This is a genomic window from Rhizobium sp. NFR03, from assembly GCF_900111275.1.
Classification (GTDB): Bacteria; Pseudomonadota; Alphaproteobacteria; order Rhizobiales; family Rhizobiaceae; genus Ferranicluibacter.
On the sequence record NZ_FOGR01000003.1, the window covers coordinates 481,426 to 498,444 of the forward strand.

14 protein-coding genes are annotated in these 17,019 nt (G+C 63.4%); 9 read left to right on the forward strand and 5 right to left on the reverse strand.

Going from position 1 to position 17,019, the window contains the following annotated elements:
* Positions 1–24: 24 nt before the first annotated feature.
* Both ctaD and coxB read right to left on the reverse strand, forming a co-directional pair.
* Positions 25–1,716: a cytochrome c oxidase subunit I gene (ctaD, locus tag BSG19_RS12030; RefSeq protein WP_092988084.1), complete on the reverse strand. Its 1,692-nt coding sequence runs from the start codon at positions 1,714–1,716 to the stop codon at positions 25–27.
* Between the two features lie 19 nt (positions 1,717–1,735).
* Positions 1,736–2,629, reverse strand: a complete 894-nt coding sequence (gene coxB / locus BSG19_RS12035) for a cytochrome c oxidase subunit II (RefSeq protein ID WP_092988480.1) — start codon at positions 2,627–2,629, stop codon at positions 1,736–1,738.
* 503 nt (positions 2,630–3,132) lie between these two features.
* Between coxB and BSG19_RS12040 the strand changes: the two genes are divergently transcribed.
* From BSG19_RS12040 to BSG19_RS12050, 3 genes are all read left to right on the forward strand, one after another.
* On the forward strand, positions 3,133–3,675 hold the full coding sequence (locus tag BSG19_RS12040; RefSeq protein ID WP_092933071.1) for an invasion associated locus B family protein: 543 nt from the start codon (positions 3,133–3,135) through the stop codon (positions 3,673–3,675).
* A gap of 165 nt (positions 3,676–3,840) precedes the next feature.
* On the forward strand, positions 3,841–5,256 hold the full coding sequence (gene tldD, locus BSG19_RS12045) for a metalloprotease TldD (protein WP_092988086.1): 1,416 nt from the start codon (positions 3,841–3,843) through the stop codon (positions 5,254–5,256).
* 254 nt (positions 5,257–5,510) lie between these two features.
* Positions 5,511–6,422: a hypothetical protein gene (locus tag BSG19_RS12050; protein WP_092988088.1), complete on the forward strand. Its 912-nt coding sequence runs from the start codon at positions 5,511–5,513 to the stop codon at positions 6,420–6,422.
* Between the two features lie 98 nt (positions 6,423–6,520).
* Here the strand turns inward: BSG19_RS12050 and BSG19_RS12055 are convergent, their stop codons facing one another.
* Genes BSG19_RS12055 through BSG19_RS12065 form a run of 3 tightly spaced genes read right to left on the reverse strand, consistent with a single transcriptional unit; the run spans position 6,521 to position 8,948 of the window.
* A complete protein-coding gene (locus tag BSG19_RS12055; protein WP_092988090.1) occupies positions 6,521–6,973 on the reverse strand; it encodes an OsmC family protein in 453 nt (150 codons plus the stop codon).
* Positions 6,970–7,431, reverse strand: coding sequence for a DNA polymerase III subunit chi (locus tag BSG19_RS12060; protein WP_092988092.1), 462 nt, complete (start codon positions 7,429–7,431; stop codon positions 6,970–6,972). The genes BSG19_RS12055 and BSG19_RS12060 overlap by 4 nt, the downstream gene beginning before the upstream one ends.
* A gap of 29 nt (positions 7,432–7,460) precedes the next feature.
* Complete coding sequence (locus tag BSG19_RS12065) at positions 7,461–8,948, reverse strand: leucyl aminopeptidase (RefSeq protein WP_092988094.1); 1,488 nt, start codon at positions 8,946–8,948, stop codon at positions 7,461–7,463.
* Between the two features lie 399 nt (positions 8,949–9,347).
* Between BSG19_RS12065 and lptF the strand changes: the two genes are divergently transcribed.
* The 6 genes from lptF to rsmA all read left to right on the forward strand — a co-directional run bounded on the left by lptF (position 9,348) and on the right by rsmA (position 16,994).
* Positions 9,348–10,517: an LPS export ABC transporter permease LptF gene (gene lptF / locus BSG19_RS12070; RefSeq protein WP_092988481.1), complete on the forward strand. Its 1,170-nt coding sequence runs from the start codon at positions 9,348–9,350 to the stop codon at positions 10,515–10,517.
* 4 nt (positions 10,518–10,521) lie between these two features.
* Positions 10,522–11,598: an LPS export ABC transporter permease LptG gene (gene lptG / locus BSG19_RS12075; RefSeq protein ID WP_092988096.1), complete on the forward strand. Its 1,077-nt coding sequence runs from the start codon at positions 10,522–10,524 to the stop codon at positions 11,596–11,598.
* On the forward strand, positions 11,598–13,931 hold the full coding sequence (locus BSG19_RS12080; protein WP_092988098.1) for an LPS-assembly protein LptD: 2,334 nt from the start codon (positions 11,598–11,600) through the stop codon (positions 13,929–13,931). The genes lptG and BSG19_RS12080 overlap by 1 nt, the downstream gene beginning before the upstream one ends.
* A gap of 192 nt (positions 13,932–14,123) precedes the next feature.
* Positions 14,124–15,092 carry a SurA N-terminal domain-containing protein gene (locus tag BSG19_RS12085; RefSeq protein ID WP_092988100.1) on the forward strand — a complete coding sequence of 323 codons (969 nt, stop codon included), beginning with the start codon at positions 14,124–14,126 and terminating at the stop codon, positions 15,090–15,092.
* A 10-nt stretch (positions 15,093–15,102) separates the two neighbouring features.
* Positions 15,103–16,155, forward strand: a complete 1,053-nt coding sequence (gene pdxA, locus BSG19_RS12090) for a 4-hydroxythreonine-4-phosphate dehydrogenase PdxA (protein ID WP_092988102.1) — start codon at positions 15,103–15,105, stop codon at positions 16,153–16,155.
* On the forward strand, positions 16,155–16,994 hold the full coding sequence (gene rsmA / locus BSG19_RS12095) for a 16S rRNA (adenine(1518)-N(6)/adenine(1519)-N(6))-dimethyltransferase RsmA (RefSeq protein WP_092988104.1): 840 nt from the start codon (positions 16,155–16,157) through the stop codon (positions 16,992–16,994). Before pdxA ends, rsmA begins: the two co-directional genes overlap by 1 nt.
* Positions 16,995–17,019 lie beyond the last annotated feature (25 nt).

Below are 17,019 nucleotides of genomic sequence, written 5' to 3' on the forward strand. Positions count from 1 at the left end.
CGCAAACACGCCCCTCCCCAATCCTTACCGGATGCGCGGCAGCTGCTCCCACTGGTGGAACGGCGGCGGCGATGACAGCTGCCATTCCAGCGTATTCGCGCCCTCGCCCCATGGATTGTCGCCAGCAATGCGCTTCTTGGCAAAAGCTTCCCAGACGCCGAAGAGGAAGATCAGCACGCCGACGGCCGAAATATACGAGCCGATGGAGGAGACGAAATTCCAGCCTGCGAAAGCGTCGGGGTAGTCGATGTAACGGCGCGGCATGCCGGCAAGGCCGAGGAAGTGCTGCGGGAAGAACACCAGGTTGACGCCGATGAACATGACCCAGAAGTGCAGCTTGCCGATGAACTCGTTGTACATGTAGCCGCTCATCTTCGGGAACCAATAGTACCAGCCGGCGAAGATGGCGAAGACGGCGCCCAGCGACAGGACGTAGTGGAAGTGCGCGACGACGTAATAGGTGTCGTGCAGAGCGCGGTCGAGACCGGCATTGGCGAGCTGAACGCCCGTAACGCCGCCGACCGTGAACAGGAAGATGAAGCCGATCGCCCAGACCATCGGCGTCGCGAAGCGGATCGAGCCGCCCCACATCGTCGCAATCCAGGAAAAGATCTTCACGCCTGTGGGAATGGCGATGACCATGGTGGCGAACACGAAATAGCGCTGCGTATCGAGCGACATGCCGACCGTGTACATGTGGTGCGCCCAGACGATGAAGCCGACGGCGCCGATGGCGACCATCGCATAGGCCATGCCGAGATAGCCGAAGATCGGCTTGCGCGAGAAGGTCGAGACGATATGGCTGATGATGCCGAAGCCGGGCAGGATCAGGATGTACACCTCGGGGTGACCGAAGAACCAGAACAGGTGCTGGAACAGGATCGGGTCGCCGCCGCCCTCCGGCGCGAAGAAGGAGGTGCCGAAGTTGCGGTCTGTCAGCAGCATGGTGATGCCACCGGCGAGAACCGGCAGCGACAGGAGCAGCAGGAACGCGGTGATCAGCACCGACCAGGCAAAGAGCGGCATCTTGTGCAGCGTCATGCCCGGTGCGCGCATGTTGAGAATGGTGGTGATGAAGTTGATCGCGCCGAGGATCGAGGATGCGCCGGCGATGTGCAGGCCGAGGATCACGAGATCCATGGCCGGCCCGGGTTGTCCTGACGTCGAGAACGGCGGGTAGATCGTCCAGCCCCCGCCCGCGCCGAAGCCGCCGGCCGGACCTTCCACGAACATGGACAGGAGGACGAGCAGGAAGGCCGGGATGATCAGCCAGAAGGAGATGTTGTTCATGCGCGGGAAAGCCATGTCCGGCGCGCCGATCATGATCGGAACCATCCAGTTGGCAAAACCGCCGATCATCGCCGGCATGACCATGAAGAAGATCATGATGAGCGCGTGCGCGGTCGTGAACACGTTGTACATGTGCTTGCCGCCGTCGATGGCGGCGTCGCCCTCGAAGCCGTAGACCATCGAGGCCAGACCGTGGAAGATCTGGATGCCCGGCTCCTGCAGCTCGGCGCGCATGAACACCGACAGCGTGCCGCCGATGATGCCCGCGAAGATCGCGAAGATCAGGTACAGCGTGCCGATGTCCTTGTGGTTGGTGGACAGGAACCAGCGCTGGAAGAAGGTCAGCGGCTTGTGGACGTGATCGTCATGCGCGTGGTCGAGCGAATGATCCTGAAGGTGATCGGTGTGCGCGGTTGTTCCGGCCATTTTTCTCAAGCTCCCCGAATTACTGTGCGGCGGCGGTGGCGACGTCGGTCGTCTTCACCGCATCGACGGAGGCCATGAGGGCCTTGTTGGCATCGCCGATATTCGCAGCGGCGGCGGTCAGCCACGTATCGTACTGCTGCTGGCTGACGACGCGGATGGCGATCGGCATATAGGCGTGATCCTTGCCGCAGAGCTCGGAACACTGACCGTAATAGAGACCTTCACGATCGGCCTTGAACCAGGTCTCGTTCAGACGACCGGGAACGGCATCGATCTTGACGCCGAAGGAGGGCATGGCGAAGGCGTGGATGACGTCGGCCGCGGTGACGAGCACGCGCACCGTCTTGCCGACGGGCACGACGACCTCGTTGTCGACCGCAAGCAGGCGCGGATAGGCGTTCTTGTCTTCCTTGCCGAGCGCCGCGCGGTCCTCTTCCTTCATCAACAGGCTGTCGAAGGAGAGCGGGGTTTCGCCGACTTCATACTCGTAGGACCAGTACCACTGATTGCCCGTCGCTTTGACGGTCAGGTCGGGATTGGCGGGCGGCGTCAGCTGCGCGGTCAGAAGCTGGAACGAAGGAATGGCCAGAAACAGCAGGATGACGACAGGTCCGACGGTCCAGGCAATCTCGATGGCGGTGTTGTGGCTGGTGCGCGAGGGAACCGGGTTCACCTTCTCGCGGAACTTGACGACCACGACGACCAGCAGCGCCAGCACGAACAGCGTGATCGGAATGATGAACCACAGCGTGTAATGCTCGAACCAGGTGACCTCTTCCATGATGCCGGTCGCGGCGGCCTGAAAATTGGTCTGCCAGTTTACGGGCTTGTCCGCGAGCGCTGTGCCCGCGGAAAGCAGACAGCTCGCTGCCGCCACACATGCCGCGAGACCCGCAAAAGCCTTGTTTCTCACCATTCGCAATTCCCCTCTCCATCCCGCTTTCGCCGGATCGAACAATCTCCGCCCTCTACAGCGCTTCAAACCACAGTTTGGCCAGTGCCGCAACATCTGTCCATGCGTCCCGGCAAACGGCCTGCTCCTCGCTTACAGAATGCCACAGAACGGCTGTTGCCGCCACCGTGGCGCAGACCTTCTCCATGCGGCATTTCGCGCAAGCGCCGGGCGGCCTTTCGCGCGGAGGTGGACAGGGCGCACCTCCGCGGGATAGATGATGCCGCAGACGTGATGTGAGCGGAGAAATGCCGGATTCCGGGTCGTATTTCCGCCACACCGCCCTCTGATAGAACGTCGCCTGCCTTTGACACCTGTCTCTGGCCTTCGATGGAACGGGCTCGGCTTTTCAAGTGTCCTTTGAAAGACGAGCGGCACGAGACGTCACGCGCCCCTCCGGGGGTTTTCATTTCCGGGCCGGCCCTTCAAGAATAGCCGGACTGATTCGGTATTTTGAGGTTTTCATGGGCCTGTCCCTGCTTTTTCGCCCGTCGATCATCGGAGCCGCCCTCGCCTTGGCTCTGCCTTTGGGGCTTCTGCCCGTCTCCGCCGTCGCGCAACAGCAGACGCCTGCGGCCCCCGGCACCGTCAAGTCGAACCATGGCGCCTGGTCGATCGTCTGCGATCAGCCGGCCGGTGCTTCGGCCGAACAGTGCGCGCTCATGCAGAACGTGATCGCCGAGGACCGGCCGGAGGTCGGCCTTTCGGTGGTGGTTCTGAAGACCGCCGACCGCAAGGCGAAGATCCTGCGCGTTCTCGCGCCGCTCGGCGTGCTTCTGCCGAACGGTCTCGGGCTGAATGTCGACGGCAAGGATATCGGCCGTGCGTATTTCGTCCGCTGTTTCTCGGACGGCTGCTATGCCGAGGTGGTGCTGGAGGAAGAGTTGCTGAAGACCTTCCGCTCGGGTGCTACCGCAACCTTCATCGTCTTCCAGTCGCCCGAGGAAGGCATCGGCATTCCGGTCGATCTCAAGGGCTTCGGCGAAGGTTATGACGCGCTGCCTTAAGAGGTTTGCGAGCGTGTGACCGGGACATGAGCGCCTCGCCCTGACGTCTTCCGGGAAAGCGAGCAGAGGGTGCCGGCAGGGTTGAGACGCTCTCCCGCATCGACCTTGCCCCTGCCCCAGCGCATGCCTACATAGCGGCTTCACCTTTCTGACGGAGTGCCAGACATGAACACCGACCTCATCACCCTGTTCGACGGCGACGAGGCGGCGGTGCGGCGCATCCTTGCGCAGACGCTGCAGGGCGCCGACGATGGCGAGCTGTTCATGGAGCACATCCAGTCGGAATCGCTGTCCTTCGACAATGGCCGCCTGAAGGGCGGCAGCTTCAACACCGACCAGGGTTTCGGACTGCGGGCGGTGGCCGGTGAAGCGGTCGGCTATGCCCATTCGGGCGATCTCTCGCTGGCCGCGCTCAAGCGCGCGTCGGATGCTGTTTCCGCTGTCACGCGCGGCTATGCCGGCACCTATGCCGCCGCTCCACAGAAGACCAATCGCAAGCTTTATGGCGACGAAAACCCCATCGGCGAACCGAGCTTCGAGGCAAAGGTCGCGTTGCTGTCGGAGATCGACGCCTATATCCGGGCGAAAGACCCGAAGGTGCGGCAGGTCACGGCTTCCATCGCGGCGAGCTGGCAGGTTGTCGATATCCTGCGCGCCGATGGCGAGCATGTTCAGGACATCCGGCCGATGACGCGCGTGAATGTTTCCGTCGTCGTTGGCGATGGCGACAAACAGGAAAGCGGCTCCTACGGCTTTGGCGGACGGCGCGGCTTCGGCGACCTCATCACGAGCGAGACCTGGCGCTACGGCGCGGACGAGGCCCTGCGGCAGGCGCTCGTCAACCTCGATGCGATCGACACGCCGGCCGGGACCATGGACGTGGTTCTGTCTTCGGGATGGCCGGGCGTCATGCTGCACGAGGCCGTCGGCCACGGGCTAGAGGGCGACTTCAACCGCAAGAAGACCTCCGCCTTCGCCGGCCTGATCGGCGAGCAGGTTGCGGCAAAGGGTGTGACCGTGGTGGACGACGGGACGATGGAGCAGCGCCGGGGATCTCTGACCGTAGACGACGAAGGCACGCCTTCGGCTTACAACGTGCTGATCGACGATGGAAAGCTGGTCGGGTACATGCAGGACCGGCAGAACGCGCGCCTGATGGGCATGAAGGCGACCGGAAACGGACGGCGCGAATCCTACTCCCATGTGCCGATGCCGCGCATGACCAACACCTACATGCTGGCGGGCGACAAGACGCCGGAAGAGATCATCGCTTCGGTCAAACGCGGCATCTATGCCGTGTCGTTCGGCGGCGGTCAGGTGGATATCACGTCGGGCAAGTTCGTGTTCGGCTGCACGGAGGCCTATCTCATCGAGAACGGCAAGGTCGGCGCGCCGGTGAAAGGTGCCATGCTGATCGGCAACGGGCCGGACGCGATGAAGCGCATCACCATGATCGGCAACGATATGCAGCTCGATACAGGCATGGGCAATTGCGGCAAGGGCGGACAGTGGGTGCCCGTGGGCGTCGGCCAGCCGCACCTGCGGATGAATGACATGACCGTTGGCGGTACACAGGCCTGATTCGCCACCACATTCTCTAGCCACTTTCTTCATCCAGCTAAAAAAGCGTTTCATTTCAGGCGGAAGGCCAGCTCCCTTCGCCTGATCTCGCGGAACATTTTTCTCTTCGCCTCGTTGACGGTGGTCAAAACCGGACACTGCGTCCGGCTATCGAAGGAGAGACATCATGGGACGCGGAATTCTTCTCTGGCTGCTTGGGATTCCGATCCCGATCATCATCCTGATCATGCTGTTCGTGCGCTAGGGAGACAGAGATGGCAAAGCCACTCACCGCCGCCATCCCCGCGGCGGCGGCCTCCGTTTCCTCGGCCGAATCCGCGAAATCCGCCGTCAGCTGGGGCGCCATCTTCGCGGGCGCCGTCGCTGCATCGGCTCTCACGCTGCTTCTCACCCTTCTCGGCTCCGGCCTTGGCCTCAGCCTTGCAACGCCCTTCGGTGGCGATGGTCCGTCGGTCACGACCTTCGCGGTCTCGGCGGCGGTGTGGCTGGTCATCGTGCAGTGGCTGTCGTCCGCCTTCGGCGGCTACATGACCGGTCGATTGCGCACCAAATGGAGCGGAATCCACAATGACGAAGCGTTCTTTCGCGATACGGCGCATGGCATTCTTGCCTGGGCCATCGCCACGCTCGTTGCTGCCGGACTTCTCGGCTCCGTGGTCTCCTCGACCATCGGCACAGGCTTGCAGGCCGCGGCTTCCATGACCGGCACCGCAGCCGCCACGACGGCTGGCGCCGCGGCGACCTCCGATAACGCCGGCAATGCGACGTCCTACTTCGTCGATACGTTGCTGCGTCCGGCCGATCCGCGCACCGCGCAGACAGGCCCGAACGGGACGGACGCGACCTCAGAGGTTTCGCGTATCCTGATGAACGGCGCGACAACGGGCACGATCCCGGAAGGCGACCGGACATACCTGTCGCAGCTGATCGCCGCCCGCACCGGCCTGTCCGAAGCCGATGCCAACAGCCGCGTCGATAGCGTGCTGAAGAGCATCGAGGATGCGAAGACCGCTGCTGCCGACGCTGCGGAGACCGCTCGCAAGGCGAGCGCCACGACAGCCCTCATCGGCGCCGTGTCGCTTCTCATCGGTGCTATCTGCGCCGGTATCGGGGCGGCGCTCGGCGGCCGCCAGCGCGACGACGACAACCTGTATATCCGTCGATAATCGTTCGCACGAAGATGACGTTGGAACGGGCCGCGAGAGTGGCCCGTTTCCATATTTAGACCATGATGTGAAGATGCCGGAGTGGAAGGCGCTCCCTCTCAGTCGGCGATCCGCACATCCATCAGAGCATCGCCTCGCAGGGTATTGCTCACGGTGCAGATCTCTTCCGCCGCTTCCGCCAGTTCCTGCCGGGTAACGGCATCCAGATTGCCCTTGAACGTGAACGTCACGTCGAAACGGACGATACGGCTCGGCTCCTCTTTCGATTTTTCGCCCGTGACATCGGCCCGAATGCCGGTGATCCCGCCAAGGATGCCCATGCGACTGGCGGCGATCCGGGCGCTGAGCACGAGGCAGGCGGAGAGCGAGGCATAGAGGAGATCGATGGGGTTGAAGCCGGGCTGCGAGGCACCGGTGACGATGTCGAGCGTGCCGCCCGTGACGCTGGTCAGTTGCGGAAAGCCGGTGCGGCCGACGGTCGCCGTAACGCCTGTCGGGCGAATGCGGGCCTTCGATCGCGGCGGCCCGGCCTCTCCCGCGCCGTCCGTCATGCCTTCTTCTCCCAGCGTCCCTCGCTGCTCTGCTGCCAGTAGGTGAGCGCGTGGCCCTCGCCCTTCAGCCGCTTCCACTGCGCGCGCGCGCCTTCGAGTTGCGGCTGATCGTAGCCATCGAACATGAAGACGACGCGGTCGTAAGATGCGAGATCGGGTGGAACGGCGCCGTCCACCAGAAAGCGGACGGTCGCGTTGTTGGGGTTGCCGGCGCCGGTGGTCAGCAAGACCGGCTGGTTTTCCGGCGAAACCGCTGCATGGGGGCCATCGTCTGTCGCATGCGGGAGGAAGCTGTCCTCCCGCCAGGTCCAGAGGTGATCGTCCAGCCTGTCGCGCCGTTCCTCGTCCGCCGTCTGCACGACGACCCGCCAGCCGCGCTCGACACTCTTGTCGACCAGCGGCGGCAGGGCATCCTCCAGCTTCGATTCGGTCAGGTGATAGAACAGGATGTCCGTCACGTCGGGTTCATGCCTTTCAATGCTTGCGATCAGCCTTCGTAGTGGGCGCGCACCAGTTCGTTCAGCAGGCGAACGCCATAGCCGGATGCCCAGGACTGGTTGATCTCGTCGTTCGGCGAACCCATCGCCGTGCCGGCGATGTCGAGATGCGCCCAGGGCGTATCCTTGACGAAGCGCTTGAGGAACTGCGCCGCGGTGATCGAGCCGGCGTGCCGGCCACCGGTATTCTTCATGTCGGCGAACTTGCTGTCGATCATCTTGTCGTATTCTGGACCGAGCGGCATGCGCCAGACGCGCTCCTGCGTTACGAGACCAGCCTGTGTGATCTCGGTGGCGAGCGTGTCGTCGTTGCAGAAGAGGCCGGCCTGATGGCCGCCGAGCGCCACGAGGATCGCCCCCGTCAGCGTGGCGAGGTTGATCATGAAGCGCGGCTGGAAGCGCTCGTTGCAGTACCAGAGCGCGTCGCAGAGCACGAGGCGACCTTCGGCATCCGTATTGATGATCTCGATGGTCTGGCCCGACATGGATGTGACGATATCGCCTGGACGATAGGCGTTACCGTCCGGCATGTTCTCGACAAGGCCGATGATGCCGACGACGTTGGCCTTTGCCTTGCGCGCGGCGAGGACATGCATGAGACCGGTGACGGCGGCGGCACCGCCCATGTCGCCTTTCATGTCTTCCATGCCGGCACCGGGCTTGATCGAGATGCCGCCCGAATCGAACACCACGCCCTTGCCGATGAAGGCGATCGGCTTTTCCTTCTTCGCGCCGCCGTTCCAGCGCATCACCACCAGCCGCGGCGGACGGGCGGAGCCTTGAGCGACGCTCAGAAGCGCGCCCATGCCAAGGTCCTTCATCTCGCTCTCGCCCAAGACCTCGACCTCGACGCCGAGATCTTCGAGCGCCTTGGCCTTGGCGGCGAATTCGATGGGTCCGAGCACATTCGGCGGCTCGTTGACGAGATCGCGGGCGATGAACACGCCTTCGGAAACGGCCTCGGACAGCGCCAGACCCTTCTTCGTCTCGGCCGCGATCGCAGTGACGATCGTCACCTTCGTGCGCTGCGGCGTCGGCTCCTCATCCGGCTTCTTCGTCGTCTTGTAGCTGTCGAAGCGGTAGGCGTTCAGCTCCATGCCGAGCGCGAAATCGGCTGCGGCGCGCGGTGTGATCTCCACGCCGGGCGCATCCAGAAAGACCGTGGCCTCGCCTGCACCGCGCAGTTTTGCGGCTGCTGTTCCGCCGGCCTTCAGCCAGTCATGGGCCGTCTGCGCCTTGGGGTCACCGAGACCGAGAAGAAGGATCCGGTCGGCCGGCGATCCCTCGGGTGCGAGTATGTCGAGCGTCGAAAGCGCGCGCGCCTTGAACTTTCCGGCCTTGGTTGCGCGGACGATGACCCCGGCGGGATCGACCGTCGCGGCACCGGCCGCCTCCTGCCCGGCAGCCACCAGGCACAGGACCGTGCCCTCCGTCTTCTTGCGCTGCTCCTTGAAGACAATCTCGAACATTCCGGCCATTTTCGCTCCGATCCTTCCGCTGCCCGGACATCGCGCCGGACAACGTCTTTAAAGCATGTTTTTCCACAGGCACGACATCGTCAACCGTTCATCGCGTCTCCGCTACCGACGTAGCGTGACGGGACGCAAAGGCCAAGCAAAACCCGCCATGCTTCCGGCCCGCCCATCGCTCGGGGCCGAAAAAACACGCTTCAGGCTTTGCGCGCCCTTCGGTCGATGCGTCACCAAAAAGACACCAAATGGGAAAATCTAGGCGCCGATGACAGCCTGAGCGTTGCGGGCCCTCAGTAACTTGGCTACTGCGATACCGATGATGATCGAAGCCCCACAGCGCTCATGCGCCAGAGCAGCCCGCCGGACGGCCCCGTCCGCGCCCGCTTGCGCTCGGAACAGGCCGAGATGACCATTCTTCAAAGCTATATTCTTCGGCGTGTCGTCCAGATGTTCCTGTCGGCACTCCTACCGGTTCTCGGCATCATCTGGACCACGCAGGCGCTGCAGCGCATCAATCTGGTGACCGATACCGGTCAGTCGATCGGCGCATTCTTGCAGCTTGCGACGCTCATTCTGCCGACCGTCATTCCGCTCGTCCTGCCGTTCGCACTCGCCATCGGCATCACGCAGGCGCTGGCGACGATGAACAATGATTCGGAACTGACGGTGATCGAATCAGCCGGCGGAAGCCGCGGCATCATCCTGCGCCCGATTCTCGGCCTCGCTCTCGCCGTCAGCGCGGTATCCTTCACCGTGGACAACTTCGTAGAGCCGTTGGTGCGCCAGCAAGTGCGCCAGATGATCGCGAGCGCCAATGCCGACCTTCTCTCCTCGGTGGTGCAGGAGAATACGTTCCGCAAAATTGCGGACGGCCTCTATATCCAGATCGGCGGACGGCGTGGCGGCGGCGTTCTCACCGGCATCTTCGTTGGCGATTCGCGCGATCCGAACGTCGAGTTCGTCTATTACGCCCGCGAAGGCGCCGTCGACGAGGCAAGCTCCGCGCTGGTGATGAAGGACGGCGAAGTGCACCGGAAGCTGCCGGACGGCGGCGTCTCCATCATCAAGTTCGACAGCTACGCCTTCGACCTCACCGAGATGACCCGCAAGGTGGGTGCGGCGACGCTGCGCGCGCAGGATCAGGATCTCTTGACGCTCCTTCACCCGGACCCCGCGGACAGCAACTACCAGCGCCGTCCGCAGACCTATGTGGCCGAGCTGCACCGCCGGCTGACGGAGTGGACGTTCCCGATCATCTTCGCCCTCATCGGCCTCGTCGTCAGCAGCGATGCGCGCTCGCACCGCGAAGCCCGCCTGCACCCGACGGCGACTGCCCTGCTGCTGATGCTGCTCTTCCGCTGGATGACCTTCTACGCTGCAAACGGCGCGGAAGAGGAGCAGCTGTTCGTGCCATTGATGTATGTCATTCCCGCCATCACGACGTTCCTGTGCGTTCGCCAGCTCGCGAGCAACAAGCGGCTTGTCATTCCCAAGACCTTCCAGGAGAAGTTTGCCGACCTGACCGGACGGCTCCGCCTGCTGCGTTTCGGCAATTCCGACCGGGAGGCGCGCTGATCCGATGAGCACGCTCAAGATCTACTTCTTTCGCCGGTTCATGGTGACGATCGGCTGGTTCCTCATCGGTGTGTTCTCGCTCGTCTTCATCATCGATTTCAGCGAGCTCTCCAACCGCATGTCCAACCTGCCGGGCTACTCGCTCGGCGGCGCGCTGCTGATGACCACCATGCGCATTCCCATGATCATGCAGCAGACCGTGCCCTTCATCGCGCTGTTTGCCGGCATGGTGACGCTGATAGCACTCAACCGGCGCTACGAACTGGTGGTGACGCGGGCGGCGGGCATCTCGGCGTGGCAGTTTCTGCAGCCCTTCGTGCTTGGCGCCCTTCTCTTCGGCGCGCTTGCTGTCGCCATTCTCAACCCGATCGCCGCGTGGGGTTCGCGCAGTGCCGAGCTTCTGGAGACCACCTGGGGAAGCTCGTCGTCGCGCAGCTCCAAGACCATTCCGTGGCTGCGCCAGATCTACGGTGACGACGACAGCATCATCGGCGCGCGCGCCGTGCAGGACGACGGCCGGACGCTCGTGACCGTCACGGTGATCCATCTCGACAAGCAGGGCCGCATCGTCTTCCGGCAGGATGCGCAGAGCGCAAAACTCGAAGATGGTTATTGGTTGCTTAACGGCGTCACCGAGACGCGCAACGGCGTGCTGCCGAAGCGTTTCGAAACGGCACGGCTACCCACCAACCTGAGAGCGGAATTCGTTCAGGAATCCCTCGACAAAGCTGAATCCATTCCGTTTTTCGAGTTGCCTCATAAAATTTCGATCGCGAAATCCTTCGGGTTTCCGACCTATGGCATGCAGACCCAGCTCCATTCGCTGCTATCTCTGCCGCTTCTTCTCGTCGCCATGACGCTGATTGCCGCAAGCGTGTCGCTGAAATTCAGCCGCTTCCACCAATCACGCTCGGTAATTCTCGGTGGAATCCTGGCAGGCTTCGTGCTTTATGTCGTGACCGTGCTGGTCAGAGCATTCGGGAGCAGCGGCATCTTGCCTCCGTTCGTTGCAGCCTGGTTGCCGGTTGTTGTCGCGATGGCGCTGGGGTCCACGATTTTGTTGCATCAGGAGGATGGCTAGTGGCGGGCTGTGACCGCAATCATACAAGGCTACTGGCGGCCATACTGCTCTCCAGCGTTGCATGCCTTTCCGTATCCCCGGACGCGTCCGGTTCGGCCTGGGCCCAGTCCGCGCCGACGACGCTTGCGCCGAAGCTGCCCGACGACGCCAAGATGGTGCTGTCGGCCAACGAGCTCGTGTACAACCGCGATGCCGAACGCGTCATCGTGCGTGGCGCCGTGCAGATCAATTATGGCGGCTACCAGATGGTCGCCCAGCAGGTCGAGTACAGCCAGAAGACCGGCCGAATCGTCGCAACCGGCCAGATCGAGCTGATCGAGCCGACCGGCAACAAGATCTATGCCGAGAAGATGGACGTCACGGACAATTTCGCCGATGGCTTCATCGAGACGATGCGCGTCGAGACGACCGACCTCACCAAGCTCGCCGCCGTCAATGGCGAGCGGCGCAATGGCGACGAGATCATCCTGAACCAGGCAGTCTACACGGCCTGTACACCCTGCGCGACCAATCCGGATTACCGCTCGCTCTGGCATATCAAGGCACAGCGCATCATCCAGAACGGCAAGACGCACACCGTTCGTCTGGAGAACGCGCGCTTCGAACTGTTCGGCAAGCCCATTCTCTATCTGCCGGTGCTGGAAGTTCCCGATGGCACCGTGAAGCGCAAGAGCGGCTTCCTGTTTCCGCGTTTCCGCTACACGCAGAAGCTGGGTGCCGGCGTCAGCGTACCCTACTACTGGGCGATCTCGCCCACCATGGACGCGACCGTGACGGCGACGGGCCTGACGCGGCAGGGTTTCCTGCTGGAAGGCGAGTTCCGCCAGCAGTTCGAGACCGGGCAGCATGTTCTGCGCATGGCGGGCATCAGCCAGCTGGATCGCGGGCTGTTCACGGATGGAACCGTTGACGCCGAGGAAACGGAACGCGGCCTCATCGGCTCGCGCGCCGATTTCAAGATCAATCCGCGCTGGTCGTTCGGCTGGGACGTCCTCGTGCAGAGCGACAACAACTTCGCCAAGACCTACGAACTCTCGACGTTCGACGGTACGACGCACACGAACCAGGCCTACCTGACGGGTCTCGGCAAGCGCAATTATTTCGATCTGCGCGCCTTCTACTTCGATATCCAGGATGCAGACCCGGGCAGCGTTGCCGAGAATCAGCAGGCCTATGCGCAGGTTCTCGACTACGACTATACGGCACCGCAGGCGGTTGCCGGCGGCGAGCTTTCCGCAACCGTCAACCTGACCAACGTCAACCGCAATCGTGAGGACTCCGTCGATGTGTTCGGCGTCGACCGGTTCCGCGGCCTCGAAGGTTCGGCACATCGGCTGACGGCGGAGGCCGAGTGGAAGAAGACGTTCATCGTTCCCGGCGGTCTTTCGCTGACGCCGCTTGTGGCGGCGCGCGGCGATATTCTCGGCCTGACGATGGACAATCCTGGCCCGGCCTATACCGGAGACTACAACGGCGACGATACCTCGACGCGCGGCATGGTGACGGCGGGGCTCGAGGCGCGCTATCCGATCCTGATGGCGACCGCCAACAGCAGCCACATCTTTGAGCCGATCGCGCAGGTCTATGTTCGCCCGGACGAGAGCAATCCCGGCAGCCTGCCGAACGAGGACGCGCAGAGCTTCGTGTTCGACGCGACCAACCTGTTCGATCGCGACAAGTTTTCGGGCTTCGACCGCATCGAGGGCGGCTCGCGCGCCAATCTGGGTCTGCGCTACACGGGCACGCTTGCCAATGGCTATGGCGTTCGCAGCATCGTCGGCCAGTCCTTCCACCTCGGCGGCGTGAATTCCTTCGCGACAGACGATCTGGTGAAGGTGGGCGCCGATTCCGGCCTTGAGACCGACCGGTCCGACTATGTCGGCATGTTCGGCATCGATGCGCCCTCCGGCCTGACGGCCAGCCTCAGCGGCCGGCTGGATGAGGAGGATTTCGACCTTCGCCGGACGGACTTCTCGGTCGGCTACGAAGGCATCGCCTGGCAGACGGCCATCACCTATACCAGCATCAAGGCGCAGCCGACCTACGGCTCGCCCTATGATCAGGACGAAATCCAGACGGCGGCAGCCTGGCGGTTCCGGGAATACTGGTCGGTGTTCGGCTCGGTCACCTACGACCTCAACAACAGCCTCGTCACCCGCAACGGCCTCGGCATCACCTATGACGATCAGGACACGCTGTTCTCGCTCGTCTACAAGAACGAGCGCGACCCGGACCAGTCGCTTGCCAATGACTGGTCGATCGGCGCGCGGATCTCGTTCCGTACGCTGGGTGATATCAATGTCGGCGACAGCTCGTTCAACGCGCTCGACTGATAACGGCTGTTATGCGGTAAAACAGGCCTGTGGGCGCGCTTCTGCGCCCCCGTTCCGCGATATCGAGGGCTTGTCATCATTCGGCCGCATGGTTTATGCATCCAGCGGGAAACAAGCGCGGCCGCAGGCTTGGCGCTTCATGGAGCGTGCGAGCCCCTTAAACCGTGCGGCTTGCTCTGAAGGGGATGTCTGATGGGCAACACAACCTTGCAAAAGCGAACGTCATTGCGAATGGCGGCGGATATTCTGCGTGCGGGCCTGCTTGCCGGCGCGCTCTGCCTGCCGACCACTCTGCCTGCCGCGGCCGCAGCGGGCGGTGGAACAGCGGTTTCCGTTGTCGTGAACGGAACGCCGATCACGACCGGTGACATCGCCAAGCGTGCGGCCTTCCTGAAGCTGCAGCGGCAAAACCCCTCCGGCGCGCGCGAGCAGCTGATCGACGAGGCGTTGAAGCGCGCCGAAGTGCTGCGTCTCCAGCAGTCCGTCAGCACCGACGAAGTGGACGCTGCCGTGCAGCGATTTGCCTCCGGCAACAAGCTGACGGTTGCGCAGCTCACACAGGTTCTGGGTCAGGCCGGCGTCGGGATCGACCATTTCAAATCCTACGTTGCAATCTCCATGAGCTGGCCGCGTGCCGTGCGCGTGCGTTTCGGCAGCGGTGGCGGGCGGCTCTCCAACGAGGAGCTGGTGCGCCGCATGCAGGAGAATGGCGGCAACAAGCCGGTGACGACCGAATACTTCCTCCAGCAGGTGATCTTCGTCGTTCCCGCAGCCAAGCGGAACGCCATCATCGGCAAACGTCAGGCCGAAGCCAATGCCTCGCGCTCTTCCTATCCGGGCTGCGACGATGCCAAGGTTTTCGCAGCAACCATGCGCGACGTGTCCATTCGCAATCTCGGCCGCATGATGGTGCAGGAGATTCCCGAAGACTGGCGCCCGCTCGTCGAAAAGGCTGGCGAAGGCAAGACGACCGCGACGCGCGTGACCGAAAAGGGCGTCGAATATCTCGGCATCTGCAAGAAGCGTCAGGTTTCTGACGATCTCGCGGCCGAAGTTGTCTTCCGCGCCGAGGATCTCGGCAAGCAGAAGGGTGGCGAAGACCCGAACAGCGCGAAATACATGGAAGAACTGCGCAAGCGCGCGCAGATCGTGGGGAAGTAACCGGACCATCATGACAGACGAGACCCGGGCGCCGCTTGCCCTGACCATGGGCGACCCGGCCGGCATCGGGCTCGACGTCACGCTGGAAGCCTGGACGCGCCGTGAAGAGTTCGGGCTTGCACCCTTCCTGTACATCGGCGATCCCGGAGTTCTGGCCGAACGGAGCCGCCTGCTCGGCCTCGACGTTCCGATTGCGGAGGCCGACCATCGCTTGGCCCCCAGTCTCTTTGCGCACAGCCTTCCCGTTCTTCCCGTCGCCTGTCCGGCACCCGTGATCGCGGGCCGGCCTGACAGCGCGAATGCACCGGCAATCATCGGTGCCATCCAGACCGCCGTGCAAATGACGCTGGCCTCGCAGACCGCTGCCGTCGTCACGAACCCGATCGCCAAATCGGTGCTCTACGCGGCAGGCTTCCGCTTTCCCGGCCACACCGAGTTCCTTGCGGAACTCGGCAGCGTTGCGCGCAACACGCCGCTGCTGCCGATCATGATGCTGGCAGGCCCGAAGCTGCGGGCGGTGCCCGTGACGATCCATATTCCCCTGAAGGACGTGCCTGCTCTGCTGACGGCCGACCTCATCTACCGGACGGCTGTGATCACCGCGGCCGATCTCAAGGCCCGCTTTGGCATTGCCGCTCCACGCCTCGCGATTGCTGGGCTCAACCCGCATGCCGGGGAGAGCGGCGCGCTTGGAAGCGAGGACGATGCCATCATCCGGCCCGTGGTCGAGCGCCTTCTGGCGGAAGGCATCGACGCCGTGGGTCCCCTGCCCGCCGACACGATGTTTCATGACCGGGCCCGCGCCACGTACGACGTCGCGCTCTGCATGTATCACGATCAGGCGCTCATCCCGGCAAAGGCCCTGGGCTTCGACGACAGCGTCAACGTCACGCTCGGTCTGCCCTTCATTCGCACCTCACCCGACCATGGCACCGCCTTCGGCATTGCCGGACAGCGGGTGAACGGCCGAAATGTCGCAAGGGCGGACAGCCTTGTGGCGGCGCTGCGCATGGCGCGCGAGCTTGCCGACACCGAGCGCGACAAAGTCGAGAGCGCGTCCTGATGGCGGCCATCGACGGACTGCCGCCGCTGCGCGACGTGATCCAGCGTCACGGGCTGGACGCAAAGAAGGCACTTGGTCAGAACTTCCTTCTCGACCTCAATCTTACGCAGAAGATCGCGCGCACGGCAGGACCGCTGGAGGATGCTACCGTTATCGAGGTCGGCCCCGGCCCGGGCGGACTGACACGCGCCATTCTCTCCCTCGGCGTCCGCAAGCTGATCGCCATCGAGCGCGACAGCCGCTGTCTGCCGGCCCTTGCCGAGATTTCCGCTCATTATCCCGGCCGGCTCGACGTCATCGAGGGGGACGCGCTGAAAGTCGATTTCGCGGAGCTGGCGCGCCAGTCCGGCGCAGAAGGGCCTATCCGCATCATTGCCAATCTGCCCTACAATGTCGGCACGCAGCTTCTGGTCAACTGGCTGACATCGGACGTCTGGCCGCCCTTCTACGCCTCGATGACGCTGATGTTCCAGCGCGAGGTGGGCTTGCGGATCGTGGCGGACGAGACGAACGACCACTATGGCCGGCTGGGCGTGCTCGCCGGCTGGCGCACCGAGGCCCGCATGGCCTTCGACGTGCCTCCCCAGGCCTTCACGCCGCCGCCGAAGGTCACCTCGACCGTCGTGCATCTGGAGCCGCGCGAGAACCCGATTCCCTGCTCGATCTCGGCACTCGAACGCGTGACGCAGGCAGCCTTCGGTCAGAGACGCAAGATGCTGCGCCAGAGCGTCAAATCGCTCGGCGGCGAGACTTTGCTCGCGAAGGCCGAGATCGACCCGCAGCGTCGGGCGGAAACGCTATCGGTGGAAGAATTCTGCCGGTTGGCGAACTGCCTGTAGCAGGATGAGGGAGAAGCGCGAAATG

What these genes read in the sequence shown, in the direction of transcription:
- BSG19_RS12085 (WP_092988100.1), top strand. Translation starts at nt 14,124, where the DNA reads ATGGGCAACACAACCTTGCAAAAGCGAACGTCATTGCGAATGGCGGCG.
- BSG19_RS12065 (WP_092988094.1), bottom strand. Translation starts at nt 8,948, where the DNA reads ATGGCCGGAATGTTCGAGATTGTCTTCAAGGAGCAGCGCAAGAAGACG.
- lptF (WP_092988481.1), top strand. Translation starts at nt 9,348, where the DNA reads ATGACCATTCTTCAAAGCTATATTCTTCGGCGTGTCGTCCAGATGTTC.
- pdxA (WP_092988102.1), top strand. Translation starts at nt 15,103, where the DNA reads ATGACAGACGAGACCCGGGCGCCGCTTGCCCTGACCATGGGCGACCCG.
- BSG19_RS12040 (WP_092933071.1), top strand. Translation starts at nt 3,133, where the DNA reads ATGGGCCTGTCCCTGCTTTTTCGCCCGTCGATCATCGGAGCCGCCCTC.
- BSG19_RS12055 (WP_092988090.1), bottom strand. Translation starts at nt 6,973, where the DNA reads ATGACGGACGGCGCGGGAGAGGCCGGGCCGCCGCGATCGAAGGCCCGC.
- rsmA (WP_092988104.1), top strand. Translation starts at nt 16,155, where the DNA reads ATGGCGGCCATCGACGGACTGCCGCCGCTGCGCGACGTGATCCAGCGT.
- tldD (WP_092988086.1), top strand. Translation starts at nt 3,841, where the DNA reads ATGAACACCGACCTCATCACCCTGTTCGACGGCGACGAGGCGGCGGTG.
- lptG (WP_092988096.1), top strand. Translation starts at nt 10,522, where the DNA reads ATGAGCACGCTCAAGATCTACTTCTTTCGCCGGTTCATGGTGACGATC.
- BSG19_RS12050 (WP_092988088.1), top strand. Translation starts at nt 5,511, where the DNA reads ATGGCAAAGCCACTCACCGCCGCCATCCCCGCGGCGGCGGCCTCCGTT.
- ctaD (WP_092988084.1), bottom strand. Translation starts at nt 1,716, where the DNA reads ATGGCCGGAACAACCGCGCACACCGATCACCTTCAGGATCATTCGCTC.